General features: G+C 71.6%; 18 protein-coding genes and 1 pseudogene. 10 read left to right on the forward strand and 9 right to left on the reverse strand.

The window, feature by feature from the left end; translation table 11 throughout:
- Window positions 1-75: 75 nt before the first annotated feature.
- The 5 genes and pseudogenes from LVQ62_RS10340 to LVQ62_RS10360 all read right to left on the reverse strand — a co-directional run bounded on the left by LVQ62_RS10340 (window position 76) and on the right by LVQ62_RS10360 (window position 5,870).
- Window positions 76-990 (reverse strand): TIGR01777 family oxidoreductase, encoded by a 915-nt coding sequence (locus LVQ62_RS10340; protein ID WP_233761398.1) that lies wholly within the window; start codon window positions 988-990, stop codon window positions 76-78.
- A gap of 7 nt (window positions 991-997) precedes the next feature.
- Window positions 998-2,344 carry a 2-oxoglutarate dehydrogenase, E2 component, dihydrolipoamide succinyltransferase gene (gene sucB / locus LVQ62_RS10345; RefSeq protein WP_233761400.1) on the reverse strand — a complete coding sequence of 449 codons (1,347 nt, stop codon included), beginning with the start codon at window positions 2,342-2,344 and terminating at the stop codon, window positions 998-1,000.
- Window positions 2,239-2,877 (reverse strand): annotated as a pseudogene (locus tag LVQ62_RS10350) (biotin/lipoyl-containing protein); the annotation flags it as partial. The gene sucB and the pseudogene LVQ62_RS10350, both read right to left, overlap by 106 nt.
- Window positions 2,878-2,912: 35 nt before the next feature.
- Entirely contained in the window at window positions 2,913-4,310 is a 1,398-nt protein-coding gene (gene lpdA / locus LVQ62_RS10355) for a dihydrolipoyl dehydrogenase (RefSeq protein WP_233761402.1), read from the reverse strand.
- 66 nt (window positions 4,311-4,376) lie between these two features.
- Window positions 4,377-5,870 (reverse strand): leucyl aminopeptidase, encoded by a 1,494-nt coding sequence (locus LVQ62_RS10360; RefSeq protein ID WP_233761404.1) that lies wholly within the window; start codon window positions 5,868-5,870, stop codon window positions 4,377-4,379.
- Between the two features lie 102 nt (window positions 5,871-5,972).
- Between LVQ62_RS10360 and gcvT the strand changes: the two genes are divergently transcribed.
- On the forward strand, window positions 5,973-7,121 hold the full coding sequence (gene gcvT, locus LVQ62_RS10365) for a glycine cleavage system aminomethyltransferase GcvT (RefSeq protein ID WP_233761406.1): 1,149 nt from the start codon (window positions 5,973-5,975) through the stop codon (window positions 7,119-7,121).
- A 91-nt stretch (window positions 7,122-7,212) separates the two neighbouring features.
- On the opposite strand, the gene LVQ62_RS10370 is transcribed toward gcvT, so the two are convergent.
- Window positions 7,213-7,719 carry a bifunctional adenosylcobinamide kinase/adenosylcobinamide-phosphate guanylyltransferase gene (locus tag LVQ62_RS10370; protein WP_233761408.1) on the reverse strand — a complete coding sequence of 169 codons (507 nt, stop codon included), beginning with the start codon at window positions 7,717-7,719 and terminating at the stop codon, window positions 7,213-7,215.
- 142 nt (window positions 7,720-7,861) lie between these two features.
- On the opposite strand from LVQ62_RS10370, the gene LVQ62_RS10375 reads away from it, so the two are divergent.
- Window positions 7,862-9,034: an NADP-dependent malic enzyme gene (locus tag LVQ62_RS10375; RefSeq protein WP_233761411.1), complete on the forward strand. Its 1,173-nt coding sequence runs from the start codon at window positions 7,862-7,864 to the stop codon at window positions 9,032-9,034.
- A 147-nt stretch (window positions 9,035-9,181) separates the two neighbouring features.
- Complete coding sequence (locus LVQ62_RS10380; RefSeq protein ID WP_179481440.1) at window positions 9,182-9,397, forward strand: hypothetical protein; 216 nt, start codon at window positions 9,182-9,184, stop codon at window positions 9,395-9,397.
- A gap of 15 nt (window positions 9,398-9,412) precedes the next feature.
- On the opposite strand, the gene LVQ62_RS10385 is transcribed toward LVQ62_RS10380, so the two are convergent.
- On the reverse strand, window positions 9,413-10,051 hold the full coding sequence (locus tag LVQ62_RS10385; RefSeq protein ID WP_233761413.1) for a DUF3043 domain-containing protein: 639 nt from the start codon (window positions 10,049-10,051) through the stop codon (window positions 9,413-9,415).
- Between the two features lie 117 nt (window positions 10,052-10,168).
- Between LVQ62_RS10385 and LVQ62_RS10390 the strand changes: the two genes are divergently transcribed.
- On the forward strand, window positions 10,169-11,473 hold the full coding sequence (locus LVQ62_RS10390) for a dipeptidase (RefSeq protein WP_233767749.1): 1,305 nt from the start codon (window positions 10,169-10,171) through the stop codon (window positions 11,471-11,473).
- Window positions 11,470-12,501, forward strand: a complete 1,032-nt coding sequence (locus tag LVQ62_RS10395) for a glutathione S-transferase family protein (RefSeq protein WP_233761422.1) — start codon at window positions 11,470-11,472, stop codon at window positions 12,499-12,501. The genes LVQ62_RS10390 and LVQ62_RS10395 overlap by 4 nt, the downstream gene beginning before the upstream one ends.
- Window positions 12,502-12,552: 51 nt before the next feature.
- Here LVQ62_RS10395 and LVQ62_RS10400 read toward each other — a convergent pair whose 3' ends face one another.
- Entirely contained in the window at window positions 12,553-13,413 is an 861-nt protein-coding gene (locus LVQ62_RS10400) for a DMT family transporter (protein WP_233761424.1), read from the reverse strand.
- The gene (locus LVQ62_RS10405) at window positions 13,413-14,297 is read right to left on the reverse strand and encodes a MurR/RpiR family transcriptional regulator (protein ID WP_233761426.1); all 885 of its coding nucleotides are present in this window, start codon (window positions 14,295-14,297) and stop codon (window positions 13,413-13,415) included. Before LVQ62_RS10405 ends, LVQ62_RS10400 begins: the two co-directional genes overlap by 1 nt.
- Window positions 14,298-14,393: 96 nt before the next feature.
- On the opposite strand from LVQ62_RS10405, the gene LVQ62_RS10410 reads away from it, so the two are divergent.
- The 5 genes from LVQ62_RS10410 (at window position 14,394) to aat (ending at window position 18,766) form a co-directional block, all read left to right on the forward strand.
- Window positions 14,394-15,104, forward strand: coding sequence for a M50 family metallopeptidase (locus tag LVQ62_RS10410; RefSeq protein ID WP_233761428.1), 711 nt, complete (start codon window positions 14,394-14,396; stop codon window positions 15,102-15,104).
- Window positions 15,105-15,134: 30 nt separating this feature from the next.
- Window positions 15,135-16,142, forward strand: a complete 1,008-nt coding sequence (locus tag LVQ62_RS10415; protein ID WP_233761431.1) for a glycerate kinase — start codon at window positions 15,135-15,137, stop codon at window positions 16,140-16,142.
- A gap of 412 nt (window positions 16,143-16,554) precedes the next feature.
- On the forward strand, window positions 16,555-16,935 hold the full coding sequence (locus LVQ62_RS10420) for an iron-sulfur cluster assembly accessory protein (protein WP_179481428.1): 381 nt from the start codon (window positions 16,555-16,557) through the stop codon (window positions 16,933-16,935).
- A gap of 138 nt (window positions 16,936-17,073) precedes the next feature.
- Window positions 17,074-18,060: a carbohydrate kinase family protein gene (locus tag LVQ62_RS10425; RefSeq protein WP_233761433.1), complete on the forward strand. Its 987-nt coding sequence runs from the start codon at window positions 17,074-17,076 to the stop codon at window positions 18,058-18,060.
- A 16-nt stretch (window positions 18,061-18,076) separates the two neighbouring features.
- Complete coding sequence (gene aat / locus LVQ62_RS10430) at window positions 18,077-18,766, forward strand: leucyl/phenylalanyl-tRNA--protein transferase (protein WP_370639602.1); 690 nt, start codon at window positions 18,077-18,079, stop codon at window positions 18,764-18,766.
- Window positions 18,767-18,875 lie beyond the last annotated feature (109 nt).

Raw genomic sequence — 18,875 nt, forward strand, 5'->3', positions numbered from 1 at the left:
CGGGTCGTCCGCTCGCGTGGGCACCCGGCGAACCTACCTACCGCGGCCGACAGGGTGCGGGAAGACGTGCCGGGATCAGCGAGCGAGCCACTCCGCGACCTCGCCCAGCTCTCCGTGGTACCAGACGAAGCCGCTGTCCTGCAGCACCTTCGGCTGCATCCGCAGACTGGTCATGATCTCCGATGCCAGCTCGCCGAGCACTGCCCGCAGCGCGAACGATGGGGCCGGCAGCACCGCGGGCCGGTGCAGGGCGCGTCCCAGCGCATGCATGAAGTCGGCCTGCCGGGCGGGGGAGGGACTGCTCATGTTGACCGGCCCGGTGATCTCGGGATGGTCGATGAGGTGCACGATCGCACGGACCTGGTCCTCCAACGAGATCCACGACCACCACTGGCGCCCGGAGCCGAGCGGGCCGCCGAGCCCGAGCCTGGCCAGCCGCAGCACCTGCTCCATCGACCCGCCCTTCTGGTCCAGGACCAGGCTGGTGCGCAGGAAGCACACCGGGTGGCCGGCGGCCGCCGCAGGTGCCGTGGCCGCTTCCCACACCTGCGTGACGCCGGCGAGAAAGGAGTCGCCGGGCGCACCGGACTCGTCGACCACGTCGTCGCCCCGCTCGCCGTAGTAGGACATCCCGGACGCGCTGACGAGACGCACCGGAGCCTCGAGCGAGGCGAGCACGTGAGCAAGGGTCGCGGTCGAGGAGACCCGCGACTCGGTGATGGTGCGCTTGTACGCCGCCGTCCACCGGTGGTCGCCGATGCCGGCGCCGGCGAGGTTGACCGCCGCGGTCACCCCCCGCAGGTCGGCGGGGTCGAGTTCGGCCTTCGCCGGATCCCACCGCACCTCGTCCGACGCGCCGGGTGCGTGCCGCACCACCTTCACCACCTCGTCACCGCGGGCGGTGAGGTGCTCGATGAGAGCAGTGCCGATCATCCCGGAGGATCCGGTGATCGCGACCCGTTGCGCCACCCGTGCGTCCGACTGCGTCATGACGGGATCAGACCTCGAACGCGCCCTCTTCCAGGCGCTCCTTGACGGTGCCGAGGAAGCGGGCGGCGTCGGCGCCGTCCACGATCCGGTGGTCGTAGGAGAGCGCCAGGTAGACCATCGAGCGGATCGCGATGGTCTCGCCGCCGTCCGCGTCGCTCAGCACGACCGCGCGCTTGACAACCGAGCCGGTGCCGAGGATCGCGACCTGCGGCTGGTTGATGATCGGGGTGTCGAAGAGCGCGCCCCGGCTGCCGGTGTTGGTCAGCGTGAAGGTGCCGCCGCCCAGCTCGTCGGGAGTCACCTTGTTGTCCCGGGTACGCGCGGCCAGGTCGCCGATCTTGCGCGCCAGACCGGCGATGTTGAGGTCTCCGGCGTTCTGGATGACCGGGACGAACAGCCCCTTCTCGGTGTCGACGGCGATCCCGAGGTTCTCGCTGGAGTGATAGACGATCGAGTCGTCCTCGACGCTGGCGTTGAGCACCGGGTGGGTCTTGAGTGCCTCCACCGCGGCGAGCGCGAAGAACGGCAGGAAGCTGAGCTTGACGCCCTCCCGCTCGGCGAAGCCGGCTTTCGCGCGGTCGCGCAGCCGGGCGATCCGGGTGACGTCGACCTCGACGACCGTGGTGAGCTGCGCCGAGACCTGCAGCGACTCGACCATCCGGGTCGCGATGAGCCGGCGCATCCGGGTCATCTTCTCGGTGGTGCCGCGCTTGGCGGACACGTCGATCGACGGCGCTGCCGGGGTGCTCGCGGCCGCAGGTGCCGCGGGTGCCTCCGGTGTGGCGGGCGCCTTCGCCGCCTCGGCGGCCTCGAGCACGTCCTGCTTGCGGATGCGCCCGCCGATCCCGGTGCCCTTGACCGAGGCCAGGTCGACATCGTGCTGGGTCGCGAGTTTGCGGACCAGGGGGTCACGTACGTCGACGAACCGCCGTCGCCCTCGGAGGACGCCGACGGCTGCGCGGCGGGCGCCGCGGCCGGCTCCGGCTTCTGGGGGGCAGGCTTGGACTCGGGGGCGGGCTCGGCCTTCTTCTCGGGCTCGGGGGCGGGCGCCTCGTCCTTCTGCTCTGCCTGCGGCTCGGACTTGGTCGTCTCGGTGTCCTTGGTGGGAGCCGGCACAGAAGAGCCAGAAGACCCGGTCGACGCAGCCGGGGAAGACGACGCGGCGTCGACACCGGAGGACACGCCCCCGATGACGGCGAGCTTCGCGCCGACCTCGACGGTCTCGTCCTCCTGGACCAGGATCTTGGTCAGCGTGCCCGCGGCCGGTGAGGGGACCTCGGTGTCGACCTTGTCGGTCGAGACCTCCAGCAGCGGCTCGTCCATGGCGACCTCGTCGCCCTCGGCCTTGAGCCACCGGGTGATGGTGCCCTCGGTGACGGACTCGCCGAGCGCGGGCATGGTCACGGTCTCGCCCTCGCCCTCGCCCTCGCCCGCGCCGGGACCATCAGCGCCGCCCGCGTCGTTCGATGCCTGTGCCGGGGCCGCCTGGGCGGGGGCCTCGTCCTCGGTGTTCTTCTCGTCCGGCTCCGCGGCGGCTGACGGTTCGGCGGGAGCAGGCTCCTCGGACTGGGCGGGCTCCTCAGATCGGGCGGACTCCGATGAAGCCGCGTCGGATCCGCTGCCGGCGGAATCGCCGCCCGCGCCCTCGCCCACCACGGCCAGGTCGGCGCCGACCTCGACGGTCTCGTCCTCCTGCACCAGGATCTCCTGCAGCGTGCCGGCCACCGGCGACGGGATCTCGGTGTCGACCTTGTCGGTCGAGACCTCCAGCAGCGGCTCGTCGACCGCGACCTCCTCGCCCACCTGCTTCAGCCACCGGGTCACGGTGCCTTCGGTGACGGACTCTCCGAGTGCGGGCATGGTCACGCGTTCAGACATGGCCGACATTCTCCTTCATGTTCAGGCGGTGTGGTGGGCGGGTCTCAGGAGTGGGCGTGCAGCGGTTTCCCGGCGAGCGCGAGGTGCGCCTCGCCGAGCGCTTCGTTCTGGGTGGGGTGGGCGTGCACGAGCGGTGCGACGTCGTCGGGCAGCGCTTCCCAGCCGACGATCAACTGGGCCTCCCCGGCCTGCTCGCTCATCCGGGCGCCGATCATGTGCACGCCGACGACGGGCCCGTCGGTGCGGCGTACGAGCTTGACGAATCCCTGGGTCTGCAGGATCTGGCTCTTGCCGTTGCCGCCCAGGTTGTACTCGTACGTCGACACGTCGTCGCCGTACTCCTCGCGGGCGCGCGCCTCGGTCATCCCGACCGCCGTGATCTCCGGCTCGCAGTAGGTCACCCGGGGGATGGTCTGCTCGTCGACGGGGGCCGGCGCGAGTCCGGCGATGTCCTCGGCCACGAAGATGCCCTGGGCGAAGCCGCGGTGCGCGAGCTGCAGCCCGGGCACGATGTCGCCGACCGCGTAGACGCCGGGGACGCCGGTGCGGCACCGCTCGTCGGTGGGCACGAAGCCGCGCTCGAGGGTGACGCCGGCCTCCTCGTATCCCAGATCCGCGGTCACCGGGCCGCGGCCGACGGCGACCAGCAGCAGGTCGGCCTCGATGGTGTCGCCGGACTCCAGGGTGATCGTCACGGCGTCCGCACCGTCGGTCGCCGACGCGAAGCGGGCGCCGGTGCGCACGGTGATCTTGCGCTTCTTGAACGCGCGCTCCAGCGCCTTGGAGACGGCCTCGTCCTCACTGGCCACCAGACGGGGCAGCGCCTCGACGACGGTCACCTCGGCACCGAACGACTTGTAGACGGAGGCGAACTCGACACCGATGACGCCGCCCCCGAGCACGACGACGCGCTCGGGGACGTGATCGAGGGTGAGGGCCTGGGCGCTGGTCGCGATGCGGCCGCCGACCTCGAGACCGGGCAGCAGCCGCGGTGTCGAACCCGTCGCGAGCACCACGTGCCGGCCGGTGAGCACCCGATCACCGACGGTGACCGTGGTGGGGGAGCTCAGTCGACCGGTGCCCTCGACGTACTCCACCTTGTGCGCGGAGATCAGGCCCTGCAGACCCTTGTAGAGCCGGGAGATGACCCCGTCCTTGTAGGAGTGCACCCCCGGCATGTCGATGCCGTCGAGCGAGGCCTTCACCCCGAACTTCGCGCTCTCGCGTGCGGCGTCCGCGACCTCGGCCGCGTGCAGCAGTGCCTTGGTGGGGATGCATCCCTGGTGCAGGCAGGTGCCGCCGAGCTTGCCCTGCTCCACCAGCGCGACGCTCAGACCGAGCTCGGTGGCGCGCAGCGCGCAGGCGTAGCCGCCGCTGCCACCGCCCAGCACGACGATGTCGAAGGTGTCGGTCTGGTCGGTCCCGGGGTCCGCGGACGTCATACGGGTCAACGCTCCTTTGCGTCAGTGATGTCAGGTCGGCAGCTTGTCAGCCGCCGGGTGGTGCGGTCAGGCCCGGCCCTCAGCCAGCGTGACGAGCGTGCGCACGGCGTACCCGGTGCCGCCGAACGGCGTGTAACCGTAAGGCTTCTCGTTGTACGCCGGTCCGGCGATGTCCATGTGCGCCCACGGCAGCTGCGACCCGTCGGCACCGTTGCCGACGAACTCGCGCAGGAAGAGCGCGGCACTGATGAGACCCCCGGGGCGCGCACCGGTGTGCTTGACGTCGGCGATCTTGGAGTCGAGTCCGGCGCGCAGGTGCTCCAGCAGCGGCATCGGCCATGCGGCCTCGCCCGCCCGTCCCGCGGCGTCGACGATCTCCTCGCGCACGGCGTCCTCGTTGCTGACCACGGCAGCGGTCTGGTCGCCCAGGGCCACGACGGCCGCGCCGGTGAGGGTCGCGACGTCGATGGTCAGATCGGGGGTGAGCCGCGAGGCGAGGCTCAGGCCGTCGGCCATCACGAGGCGGCCCTCGGCGTCGGTGTTGATGATCTCCACGGTCTTGCCGTTGGGCATCCGCACGACGTCGCCGGGTCGCTGCGCGTCGGCGCCGGTGAGGTTCTCGGCCAGGCAGAGGTAACCGGTCACGGCCACGGGCAGGCCGAGCGCGGCGACGGCCTCGATGGTCGCGGCGACGGCAGCGGCACCGCCCATGTCGCTCTTCATGGTGAGCATGCCGTCGGCGGGCTTGATGCAGAGGCCGCCGGAGTCGAAGGTGATGCCCTTGCCGACCAGTGCCAGGTGGGCCGCGGCCTTGCGGGGCTTGTAGGTGAGGGTGACCAGGCGCGGCGGGCGGGCCGAGCCGCGACCGACGCCGATCAGACCGCCGCACTCGTCCTTGACGAGCTGCGCCTCCTCGGCGACCTCGACCTTCACCTTGGTGCCCGAGAACCGCTCGCGCACCGCCTGGGCGAACGACTCGGGGTAGAGGTCGAGCGGGGGCATGTTGACCAGGTCGCGCGCCCAGTTCTGCGCGGCGGCCACCGTCTGGGCGCGGGCGACCAGGGCCTTCGCGTCCTTGCCGGTCGGGCTGCTCGCGTGCACCCGCAGGGTGGCGACGGGAGCCTTGACGTCGCCGGTCTTGTAGGCGGTGTACGCGTACGCACCGAAGAGACCGCCCTCGACCGATGCGGTCAGTAGGGCGGGATCCTCGGTGGGGAGTGCCAGATAGGCGGAGGGAGTGCCCCTGAGCTTCGTGACGGCGGCGCCCGCGGCGCGGCGTACGGTCTCGGCGTCCGTCGCGGTGGGCTCACCCGACAGCCCGGACCCGGTCGCGACCACGAGGTCACCCGCACCGGGCACCCCGGTGAACTTCAGCACCTCGTCGGCCGCGCCGGTCGCCTGGACCGCGGTCAGCAGCGTGTCCAGGTGCGCCCAGCCGACGTCGGTCAGGGCGGGGGTGCGCACGGCGACCGCCTCCTTCGCGCCCTTGCGGGTCAGCACGACCGTCACGTCGGCTCCGTCGGGAGCGGTCTTGGCGGTCAGGGAAACGGTGGTCGTCACGTGTGTCGTCCTCGTTCTCGTCGTCGTCGGTGGTGCTTGTGTTGTTCTGGGCGGTGAATGCCTCTCGCGACTGTACGCGCGGCTCACAGCTACCGTGACGCCATGACCTCGCTGCCCCCCGACGCCACCGCCCTGCCCGTCGCCGACGCGCCCGTCCGCACCTCGCCGCTCGACGAACGCCACCGCGCCCTCGGCGCGAAGATGGCCGACTTCGGCGGTTGGCAGATGCCGATCGAGTACGCCGGCGGCGGAGTGCTGCGCGAGCACACCGCCGTCCGAGAGCGCGTCGGCATCTTCGACGTCAGTCACCTCGGCAAGGCCTCGGTCCGCGGGCCGGGCGCCGCCGACTTCGTCAACCGGTGCTTCACTAACGACCTGCGCAAGATCGCCCCGCCCAAGGCGCAGTACACGATGTGCTGCGACGAGGCGACCGGCGGCGTGGTCGACGACCTCATCCAGTACTTCACCAGCGAGGACGAGATCTTCCTGGTCCCCAACGCGGCCAACACCGCCGAGGTCGTACGCCGCCTGCAGGCCGCCGCACCGAAGGGCATCGAGGTGCGCGACCAGCACGAGGACTACGGGATCGTCGCGGTGCAGGGTCCGCGCAGCGCCGAGGTGCTGCAGCGGCTCGGGCTGCCGACCGACATGGACTACATGTCGTTCACCAGCGCCGCCACGAGCTGGCAGGGCCGCGACATCATCGTGCTGCGCTCGGGGTACACCGGCGAGAAGGGTTTCGAGCTGGTGCCGCGCTGGGACGACACCCCGGCCCTGTGGGACGCGCTGATGGACGCGATCCGCGACCTGGACGGACTGCCCTGCGGCCTCGGGGCGCGCGACACGCTGCGCACCGAGATGGGCTATCCGCTGCACGGCAGCGACCTGTCGATGCGGATCACCCCCAACATGGCGCGCGCGGGCTGGGCCGTCGGGTGGAACAAGGAGCAGTTCTGGGGCAAGGACGTGCTCGCGAAGCAGCGGGCGGAGAAGTCGTGCCGGCTCGCCTGGGGCCTACTGGCCACCGGTCGCGGCATCCCCCGTGCGCACTGTGCCGTGACGCGCGAGGACGGCACCGTCGTCGGCGAGGTCACGTCCGGGACGATGTCGCCCACCCTCAAGCAGGGGATCGCCCTGGCACTGCTCGACCGCGGCATCACCGCGGGCGACGAGCTCGTTGTCGACGTACGCGGTCGCGCGCTGCCCGTGACGGTCGTCAAGCCGCCGTTCGTGCAGGTGCAGCCGAGCTGAGCCGACGCACGCTGACGGCGTTCGCGTCCGTTGACGGCGTTCGAACGCCGTCAACCGTGCCGAACGCCGTCAGCGTGCGGGATTGGTGCCGTCAGTCGATGCGGACCGAGTCCGACAGGTCCAGAGCGCGGCCGGCCACGATGAGGTGGGTGCGCTTGCTGATGACGGAGACCGTTGCGTTGACCTCTTCGAGCACGTCGCGCAGTCGCCGGTTGCGGTCGTCCTCGGGGATGGCGGTCAGACCGACCTCGCGGCTGAGCGCGACCGAGTCGTACGGCGCGTGCATCCACAGCGCCCCGAACTCGGCAATGGCCTCGCGCACCGTGGCGAGGCGCGCATCGTCGCCCGACCAGGCGTCGTAGTGGTCGAGCAGCCCGCTCACCCAGGTCTCGAGGGAGTCGATGAGCACCGGCGTGCGGCCGCGCAGGATGGTGCGGGTCAGGTCGTCGGCCCGCACGGTGGTCCACTCGTCGGGGTACTGGTCGGTCATCGGCTCGCCGGGGAAGACCACCGTGACCGGGGAACCGGCCGGCAGCAACGCCGCGGCGTACCTGCGTGCCGATCGTGCGGTGCCGCCGAGGACCAACGTCGTGCTCATCCCGACAGGTTAGGGGCTCGCGACGCGCCCGGCAGCGGGTTGCGAGTAGCGCCCCCCGATGCCCACATGGTTGGGTGACGCGGGCCCACCGCGGCACCAGCCGATGTCCCGCCCGCCCCGAGACCGCAGAGGTGCACCCAGCGTGACCGAACACCCCGTCCCACCCGTGCCCGCCCCTTCGCAGCCCGATATCTCCGGACCGGTGTTCGAGGCCCATGAGGGCGGCAAGCTGGAGTCGGTCCCGACCAAGCCGCTGCGCGACCGCGCGGACCTGGCGCTGCTCTACACGCCCGGCGTGGCCGACGTATGTCGCGCGATCGCGGTCGACCCGTCGCTGTCGTTCCGCTTCACGACCCGTCGCAACACGGTCGCGGTCGTCACCGACGGCACGGCCGTGCTCGGCCTGGGCGACATCGGCCCGGTCGCCGCGTTGCCGGTGATGGAGGGCAAGGCGGTCCTCTTCAAGCACTTCGCCGGTGTCGACTCGGTGCCGGTGTGCCTGGAGACCGGCACGGTGGAGGAGATCGTGGAGGCGGTCGCGCGCCTCGCGCCGACGTACGGCGGCATCAACCTGGAGGACATCTCCGCGCCGCGCTGCTTCGCCATCGAGGAGCAGTTGAAGGCCCGCCTGGACATCCCGGTCTTCCACGACGACCAGCACGGCACCGCCATCGTGTCGCTCGCCGCCCTGATCAACGCCGCGAAGGTCGTGGGACACGAGCTGGAGACGCTGCGGGTGGTCGTCTCCGGCGCCGGTGCCGCCGGCGTCGCGATCGCCAACATCCTGATCCGCCGGGGTGTCCGGGACGTCGTCGTGTGCGACTCGCGCGGCGTGGTGCACTCCGGCCGCACGGACCTGGCGGAGCACAAGGTGCGGGTGGCTGCCACCACCAACCCGCGCGGGGTGACGGGTGTGCTCGCTGACGCCATGGTCGGCGCGGATGTCTTCATCGGCGTCTCCGGAGGCAGCATGCCCGAGGCGATCGTCGCCACGATGTCCTCGGACGCGATCGTCTTCGCCCTGGCCAACCCTGACCCTGAGGTTCACCCTGAGGTCGCCGCTCGACACGCACGCGTCGTGGCCACCGGGCGTTCGGACTACCCGAACCAGATCAACAACGTCCTGGCGTTCCCCGGTCTCTTCCGCGGCGCGCTCGACTCCGGGGCGAGCGGCATCACCGAGGCCATGAAGCTGGCCGCCGCTCAGGCGATCGCCGACCTCGTCGAGGTGCCGGCGGCGGAGCTCGTCGTGCCCAGCGTTTTCGATGATCGCGTGGCGCCTGCTGTTGCCGCAGCGGTGGCTGCCCACGCCTGACACCGGCGCCCGGCCGGCGAGCGCAGGAAAGTGACCGCGGCGCCGACTTCTGACCGGACGCCCTCGCGGTGAGCGAAGGAAAGTGACCGCGGCGCCGACACGACCGGTGTACGACGGATGTCACCGGCCGCGCATAGGCTCGCCCGTATGAGCGATGCCTGGACCTGGACGTACGCTGACCGCGACGGCGGGGAACTCCGCGGCACCGCGATGGTGACCTCCGCGTTCCCGACGCAGAGCGACGCCGAGTCCTGGCTCGGGCAGAGTTGGCGCGAGCTGGCCGATGCCGGCGTCGCCTCAGTGACGCTCCTGGAGAACGGCGAGGTCGTCTACGGGCCGATGAGCCTGTCCGACGAGTTGTAAGCCGCTCGCCGCAGGTCAGCGGGTTTTGACGGTCCCGCTCGCTCGACCGGGCAGCGGGATGTCGTCCAGCGGGATGCCGCGGGGCACCTGCGGCTTGGGCATTCGGGTGAAGCGCATCTGGAAGGCGCGCATTCCGGCGTACCACCACGCGCCCTTCGGCGGGGCCTCACCGGTGGACTCCACGATGCGCTTCTTGAGGCGGCGCCACATGAAGGCAGCGTCGATGACGCTGATGACGGCGATCGCCCATACGACCAGCAGACCGTTGGTCTTCAGCAGGTTGCTGGGCAGCGCGACCGAGCCGATCAGGATGATCAGCATCAGTGGCAGGACCGCCTCGCCGATCCGCAGGCGGGCATCGACGAAGTTGCGGATGTAGCGCTTCACCGGCCCCCGGTCGCGCGGCATCAGCGCGCTCTCGTCGCCGCGCGCCATGGCCTCGCGCTGGGCGATGCGCGACTTGCGCTGCTCCTCGCGGGACGCGGTCTTGGCGACCTTTCGGTCCTGCGGCACCAGCGGCTGGCGGCGAGCCGCCTGCTGCTCGCGGCGCTTCGGCGTCGGCCGACCCTTCTTGCCGTCCTTGGTGAGCACCACCCCCTCGCCGGGATCCGGGGTGCTCGTGGTGACGGGTTCGGACTTGCTGCGGCCTAACACGCTGATGATTCTACGGGGGTCGGGACTACGGTGGCCGCCGTGACCGATACCGACGCCGTAGTCCCTCACAACGGGCCCGACAACACCCCACGACTGACCGCCCGGATCGCGGCCCTGATGCCTGGCGTACGCGCCGACCTGGAGGCCCTGACCGCGATCCCCAGCGTCTCCCTGGACTCCTTCGACCAGACGCAGGTCGATCTCAGCGCCGAGGCGGTCGCCGAGTTGCTCCGCGCCGAGGGCCTGAGCGTCGAGATCGTCCGCGAGGGCGGCCGCCCCGCGGTCATCGGTCACCTTCCGGCCCCCGACGGCGCGCCGACCGTGCTGCTCTACGCCCACCACGACGTGCAGCCTCCCGGTGACGAGAAGGACTGGGACAGCCCGCCGTTCGAGCCGGTCGAGCGCGGCGGACGGCTCTACGGCCGCGGCGCCGCCGACGACAAGGCCGGCGTGATGGCGCACATCGCGGCGATCCGGGCACATGACGGGCGCCCGCCCGTAGGCGTCACGGTGTTCGTCGAAGGGGAGGAGGAGGTCGGATCCGACTCGCTCGCGACCATCCTGGAACGGCACGGCGACCGACTGCGCGCGGACGCGATCGTGCTGGCCGACTCCACCAACTGGGACATCGGCACGCCGGCGCTCACCACGACCCTGCGCGGCATGATCCGCGTGGTCGTCTCCGTGCGCACCCTCGACCACAGCGTGCACTCGGGCATGTACGGCGGCCCGGTCCCGGACGCGATCACCGCCCTGGTGCGGCTGCTCGCCTCCCTGCACGACGACAAGGGCACCGTGGCGGTGAAGGGACTGCGTGGCGGCAATGCCTCTGACCTCGGGTACGACGAGGCCCGCCTGCGCCTGGAGTCCGGCCTGCTCGACGGCGTCCAGGTCATCGGCTCCGGCGACCTGCTGTCGGACCTGTGGACCCGTCCGGCCATCACCACGATCGGCATCGACGCGCCGTCGGTCGACACGGCGTCGAACACGCTTGCCGCATCCGCCCGCGCCAAGGTCTCCATGCGCATCGCGCCGGACGAGGACCCGCGGGAGGCCTACCGGCTGCTGCAGGAGCACCTGCGCGAGCACACGCCCTGGGGCGCACAGCTCGAGGTGACACTGGACGACGAGGGCGCCGGGTTCTCGGCCGACGCGAGCGGTCCGGTGCAGGACCAGGCGCGGGCGGCGTTCCGCGATGCCTGGGACGGCACCGAGCCGGTCGACATCGGGGTGGGCGGGTCGATCCCGTTCGTGGCGGCGTTCGCCGAGCGCTTCCCCGAGGCGGCCATCCTGGTGACTGGCGTCGAGGACCCTGACACCCGTGCGCACGGCGCGAACGAGAGCCTGCACCTCGGCGAGTTCGAGCGTGTCTGCCGTGCGGAGGCGTTCCTGCTGGACCGGCTGGGCAGGATGGGCTCATGACCGCCTACGTCGAGCCCAGCTTCGAACGCGACACCAACTACATCGACGACCGGATCACGAAGGACTCACCGACCTGGCCGGTCGAGCCGGGGCGCTACCGGCTCGTGGTGAGCCGCGCGTGCCCGTGGGCCAGTCGGCTCACGACCGTACGCCGGCTGCTCGGCCTCGAGGACGCCATCTCCCTGGGGGTGTGCGGGCCGACCCATGACGAGGACAGCTGGACCTTCGACCTGGATCCGGGCGGCCTCGATCCCGTGCTGAAGATGCCGCGCCTGAAGGACGCGTTCGAGAACCGCCGGCCCGGCTACCCGCGCGGGATCACGGTGCCCGCGCTCGTCGACGTACCGACCCGGTCGGTGGTCACCAACGACTTCCCCCAGATGGACATCGACCTCATCGAGCAATGGGACGCCTTCCACCGCGACGGTGCGCCCGACCTCTACCCGCAGGCCCTGCGGGAGGAGATGGACCCGGTGATGAAGCGCATCTACACCGAGGTCAACAACGGGGTGTACCGCTGCGGTTTCGCCGGTGAGCAGACGGCGTACGACGCGGCGTACGACCGGCTCTTCACCGCCCTGGACTGGCTGGAGGAGCGGTTGACCGACCGTCGCTACCTCGTCGGCGATCACATCACGCTGGCCGACGTGCGCCTCTTCACTACTCTGGTGCGCTTCGATCCGGTCTACCACGGGCACTTCAAGTGCAACCGCGCCAAGCTGATCGAGTTCCCGGCGCTGTGGGCCTACGCGCGGGACCTGTTCCAGACGCCCGGTTTCGGCGACACCGTCGACTTCGAGCAGATCAAGCGGCACTACTACGTCGTGCACTCGGACATCAACCCCACCGGCATCGTCCCGAAGGGTCCGGACCTGTCCGGCTGGATGACCCCGCATGGGCGGGAGTCGCTCGGCGGCAGCGCCTTCGGCGACGGCACCGTCCCTGGTGCGATCGCCGAGGGTGAGCGGGTGGACCCCGCTGACAACCCGGCCGTCCGCCCGGACGGTTTGCTGCACCGCTCGAACTGACCCGCTTGCAGCGGCCAGGTCGCGAGGACGCGACTTCGCCGGGTCGAGACCTCAGACGCTGATCGCCGCGATGCCCACTAGGACGATCGCCGCGCCGGCGAGGCGGCGCGCGAGATGGCCCTCGTGGAAGAGCCGCCACGCGAGGAGCGAACCGATCACGATCGAGGATTCACGCAGCGGTGCGACGAGTGCGACCGGCGCGGTCTGCATGGCGGTCAGGACGAGGATGTAGGCGACAGGCGAGAAGACGGCGACGGTGAGGACCGGGGCGACGTTCCGCCGGACGGCGGCGAAGGTGTCGCCGCCTCGCCGCAGGGCGCTCGGGGTCAGGATCAGGCTCTGCAGCAGCAGCGTGCCGGAGTAGTAGCTGACGGGAGCCAGGTGCAGCGATGTGATCGAGAAGCTGTCCCAGAGGGTGTAGCCGGCGATCGTCGCACCCGTGGCGGCGCCCCAGCGCACGCCGCGGGCGGGACGACGTCGCCCACTGCCGAACGGGTTGCCCGCGACCACGACGATGCCGCCCACGACACCGAGCGCACCGAGCATCGCGACCGGACCCGGCCGTTCGCCGAGGAGTAGGACCGCGAAAAGCATGGTCAGCACCGGCCCGGTGCCGCGCGCGATCGGGTAGACGACGCCCAGTTCGGCGCGGTCGTAGCCGGCCTGGAGTGTCAGGGAGTACGCGAGGTGCAACGCGGCTGAGACGACCGAGCCGGCCGCGAGCCGCCAGTCGAGGGGCTGTGCGCCGGTGCACACCAGGACGACGCCGATGGGCACGAACAGCACCGCGGACGCGCACGTGTAGGCCCAGACGAAGAGGACGGTGTCGCCGCGCTTGTACTTCGACGCCAGATTCCAGATCGCGTGCGCCACGGCCGCGATGAGGACGATGCCGACGGTGCCGGGGTGCATCAGGAGATGTCGGGGAGGTCGATGCCCGCGCGCTCGGCGCGACCGACCCGATCCGGGTCGCGCAAGGCGAGAGCGGCACACAGCGCGTCGAGGACCACCAGCTGAGCGAGTCGGCTGCCCGCAGCCGCCATCTGGGTCGGCAGGGGCGCGCCGCCGACGACAAGGGCGATGTCCGCGAGATCCGAGAGCGGCGTCTTGTACTGATTGGTGACCGCGATCAGCGTCGCGCCGGCGGAGGAGGCCGCGTCGGCCACGGCGAGCGTCGACGCGGTGCGTCCGGTCGAACTGACGGTGATCACGACGTCGTGGACGTCAAGGAGCCGCATCGCGATCATCGCCGACTCGTGGTCCGGGATGCCGGAGGTCCGCACGCCGAGGGCCCGCAGGCGGAAGACGGCATCCGCGGCGACCGTCGCGGACGGTCCCGCACCGAAGGCGATCACCTGCTCCGCCCGTCGTACGGCGGCGACGACCTCGTCGAGGGCTGCGAGGCTCACCGCACCGCTCAGCGCGGTGAGGGCATCTGCGCCCGCGCGCACGGACGCCTCGAGCACGGCAGCGGTCGAGGCGTCGTCGGTGAGCGCCGCGGGAGGCGCGAAGAACTCCGTGGTCCCACGGGCGCGGGCGATCTGGAGCTTCAGCCCGGTGAAACCGTCGAAGCCGATGGCCCGGGAAGCACGGACGACGCTCGGCGCGGACACGCCGGCTCGGGCGGCCACCTGCGCTGTGGTGCTCGTGCCTACGAACAGCGGGTCCGACAGCAGGAGGGTCACGACCTTCGCCTCGCTCGCAGCGAGATCACCGCTGCGCGCACGGACACTCCCCAGCCATTTCGCCAGGGCGTCGCCGCGAGGAGAAACTCCGTTACCATCGACTCCATCCACGCGTAACAGCGTAACCGGTGAGGACCTGCCGCGCTCGTTCTGGATCGGGGGTCGATCGCATCGCCGCCCCACAGCCGGGTGGGGCATCCTCCCGGCATGAGCAGCGCGACCGACCTGTGGCACCGGGTCACCGCTGCGGCGCCGCCGCCGTCCCGCGAGGTCGTGATCGGCACCATGCTGCTCGCCCTCGTCATCGTCTGCTGGGCGCCGGTCTGGCGGGTCGCGCGCAGCGGGATCACCCTCGCCCACGAGGGTTCCCACGCGATCGCGGCCCTCAGCGTCGGGAGGTCGCTGCACGGTGTGCACGTGCACCGCGACACCTCCGGCGTCACGGTGTCCCGCGGGCCTGCACGCGGTTTCGGGGCCATCGCGACCTTCGCGGCCGGTTATCCGGGCCCGGCGATCCTCGGTGCCCTCGGCGCATGGGTGCTCTCCCGCGGCTACGCCGCCGGTGTCCTGTGGGCCGTGCTGCTCGTGCTCGCCGCGATGACGCTGCAGATCCGCAACTGGTACGGCGCGCTGGTGATGCTGGTCTGTGCCCTACCGGTCGCCGCGATCACCTGGTGGTGCACCGCGCCGGTCCAATCCGGCTTCGCGCACCTGCTGATGTGGTTCCTGCTGCTGGGGTCGCCGCGCACCGTCCTGGACCTGGCGCGTAACCGTCGCTACGAGAGCGGCCGATCCGACGCCGACCAGTTGGCCGCGCTCACGAGGGTGCCCGCGGTGCTGTGGATTCTGGCCTTCGCCCTCATCAGCCTGGCCGTCACCGTGCTCGGTGGCGCACTGCTGCTCGGGAGGGTGGGCTGACCGGGCGCGTGCCCGGTGGAGAATGACGGCGTGCGAGTGCTCGTGACCTGTGACGCGATCGGGGTGGCCACCCCGCCCGAGGCCGCCGACCTCATCCGGGCGGCCTGGCTGGAGCGGGCTCCGGCGGTGACCGTCGGCGCTCTCCCGCTCTCCCGCGGGGGACGGGGGTTCGCGGCCGCGGCAGCCCGGGTCGAGGGTGCGCGGGAGGAGCCGCTCGCTGCGGGCGGCGCGCTCGGGACCGTCGTCCTGTTACCCGACGGCAGCGCGGTGCTCGAGGCCGCGCAGGCGCAGGCCGACCGCTCGTCGTACTCCGTCGGCGCCCTGCTCGTCGCCGCGGCCGATGTGCCCGGCGTGCGCAGGATCCTGGTCGGCGTGGGAGACCTGCGCTGCCTCGACGGCGGGCTGGGCATGCTCCAGGCGATGGCCGGACGCCCCGACGACCCGGCCGAGACCGACCTCGGGTGGCTGCGCGAGACGCGCGTCGCGTGGCGGGGTGTGCCGATCGTGGCCGCGACGTCGCATGCGCTGCCGATGCTGGGGTTCCACGGTGCCGCAGCTCACGCCGAGGAGGCGTTGGGTCTGAGCCGGCAGCAGTCACAGGAAGCCGAGAACGCGCTGGGGGAGTACGTCGACCGCACCCGTCGCGCGCTGCCGCCGCGCCGCGATCTGCTCACCGGCAAGGACCGCCGGTTGGACCGCGAGCCCGGTGCTGGCGCCGGGGGCGGGGTGGCGTTCGGGCTGGGGCTGATCGGCGCGCAGATCCGTCCCGGCGCGCGGGTGAGCGCCGAGCTGGCTGGACTGGACCGGGCCGTCGCTGCCACCGACCTGGTGGTGATCGGCGAGAACGTCTTCGACTGGCGCTCGCTGCAGGACACGGTGCTGGCGCACGTCGGGGGAGGTCGCGGCCGCGCGGGGCAGGCCGGTGGTCGTGCTGTCACGGGAGGCGCACGTCGGCCGTCGGGAGTCCGCGGCGCTCGGCGTGAGCGGCGTCTACTCCGCCGTGCCGGCCGGTCGGCTGTCGGGCGACGTACGGCGTGAGGGCGCGGGATCCGTGCAGGGCTCAGACGGCTCAGACGGCTCAGAGGCCTCGGCCGTGCCGGACCCCTCGGAGCTGGTGGCTCGGCTCGCCGCCCGGGTCGCCGGCACGTGGACACCTGCCTGACCCGGTCCTCGCCCCTCGTTTCGGCCCGGTCGGTCCCGAACGCTCGCCCATGGCCCGCGCACGCCCCCCGTTTCGGCCCGCTCGGTCCCGGAGGTGCGAGCGGCGATCGCGCGACCCGCTCGCCTAGATGAGGTCGGGCGGTCACGGCCTCCTGCGCCGACGACGTACCCTTGATGTGGCGACCGCGTACCACGTCCGGGAACAATTCGCAGGACCACGCGGTTGCCAGCAACGAACGTGGATCGTGCCGCACTCGGCGCGACCATCCCGCCAGCCAGTGGAGGATCCATGAGCGTGGACAGCAGCACCACCGTTTCGACGCCGACCACCGAGGCGCCCCCGGCCCACGGCGTCGAGCTCAGCGAGCTCGCAGCCGGCAAGGTCAAGAGCCTGTTGGAGCAGGAGGGTCGCGATGACCTGCGCCTGCGCGTCGGCGTGCAGCCCGGTGGCTGCTCCGGCCTGATCTACCAGCTCTACTTCGACGAGCGCAGCCTCGACGGTGACCTGGTGCGCGACTTCGACGGTGTCGAGGTCGTCGTGGACCGGATGAGCGCCCCCTACCTCGACGGCGCCAGCATCGACTTCTCCGACACCATCGAGAAGCAGGGCTTCACCATCGACAACCCCAACGCGGGCAGCTCCTGCGCCTGCGGCGACAGCTTCAGCTGATCGACCGCATCCGCTCGTAGCAACCGAGAGGCCCGAACCCCCTGCGGGTTCGGGCCTCTCGCGTTGCCCGGCCCCCGCGGGGGCCGCGGCGCGGCGCCGATTCGGGCCTGTCGCCGTACGCCGGATAGGTTGCACGCCATGAAGATCGCCATCACCGGATCCATCGCCACCGACCACCTGATGACCTTCCGTGGCCGGTTCGCCGACTCCCTCGTCCCGGAGCAGCTGAACAAGATCTCGCTGTCATTCCTCGCCGAGGAGCTGCAGATCCGTCGCGGCGGAGTGGCGGCCAACATCTCCTTCGGGATGGCGGTCCTCGGCGAGCACCCACTGCTGGTCGGGGCCGTGGGGGAGGACTTCGCGTCGTACCGCTCGTGGCTGGAGCGCCACGGGGTCGACTGCGAGTCGGTCCGGGTCTCCGAGACCAGGCACACGGCGCGTTTCGTGTGCACGACGGACGACGACCAGGCACAGATCGCCACGTTCTACGCCGGCGCGATGGGGGAGGCGCGGGAGATCGAGCTCGGCCCCGTCGCCGAGCGCGTGGGGGGTCTGGACCTCGTGCTGGTCGGCGCCAACGACCCGGAGGGAATGCGCCGGCACTCCGACGAATGCCGTTCGCGCGGAATCTCGTTCGTGGCCGACCCGTCCCAGCAACTGGCGTTCGCCGACGGCCGCTTCATCCGCGAGCTCATCAAGGGCGCGAGCTACCTGATGACCAACGAGTACGAGGCGCATCTCACCGAGCAGAAGACCGGGTGGACGGGCGAGGAGATCCTCGAGCACGTCGACGTCCGGGTCATCACCCGCGGCCGCGACGGCGCACGCATCCTGCGCAAGGGCGCCGCCCCGATCGACGTGCCCATCGCGGGCGAGGTCACGAGCGTGGACCCCACCGGTGTCGGCGACGCCTTCCGGGCCGGCTTCCTCTGCGGGCTGGCCTGGGATCTGGACCTGGTCACCTGCGCCCAGATCGGCTCGACCCTCGCGACGTACGTCGTGGAGACCGTCGGCACCCAGGAGTACGTCCTCGGGCGCGCTCACTTCCTCGGCCGGCTGGCCACGGCGTACGGCGACGACGCGGCGGCGCGTGTGCAGGCCGGACTGCGCATCCCGCGCGACTGAGACATCGGGTCGACCCGTGTCGCCGATCGAACCGGAGCCGTCGCAGTGGTCGCTGCGCTTCGATCCCGCGCACCCGTCCGACCTGGTCGCCGTCGGCGCCGACCTGGAGCCCGGGACGCTGCTCGCGGCGTACCGGTCCGGACTCTTCCCGATGGGCACCGGCCGCGACGGGGGCCCGCCCATGGGGTGGTGGTCGCCCGTGGACCGCGGCGTGCTGCTGCCCGGGGAGCACCACGTGTCGCGTTCGCTGCGCCGCTCCCGGCGGCACTTCACCACCAGCATCGACCGCGACTTCGACGCCGTGGTGCGGGCCTGTGCCGATCCCGGTCGGGACGGGCGATGGATCACCGCACGGATGATCGCGGCCTACCGGCGCCTGTACGACCTCGGCTGGGCGCACTCGGTGGAGGTGTGGGACGAGCACGGGGAGTTGGCAGGGGGCCTGTACGGCGTGGCGATCGGCGCGCTCTTCGCGGGGGAGTCGATGTTCCACCGTGCGACCGACGCGGGGAAGGTCGCGGTCTGGGTGCTGGCCGAGCAGGTACTCGAGGGTGGCGCGCCCGGGCTGATCGACGTGCAGTGGCACACCGCGCACCTCGGCACGCTCGGGGTGCGGGAGATCGACCGGGCCGCGTATCTGGGTCTGCTCGGACCCGCGGTCACAGGGACGTTGCCGTCCGCGTTCGCAGGGGCGAGCCGGGGCTGAGCACGGCCGGCCGCGGCCCGCGGCGGCGCCCACCCGACGTACTGCGAAATGCATCCGTCAGCCAGCTATCTCACAGGGCGCGCGGACGCGGGTACCGCCCTGTCTCAAC

Source organism: Allobranchiibius sp. GilTou73, from assembly GCF_021391335.1.
In the GTDB taxonomy this organism is placed as follows: Bacteria; Actinomycetota; Actinomycetes; order Actinomycetales; family Dermatophilaceae; genus Allobranchiibius; species Allobranchiibius huperziae.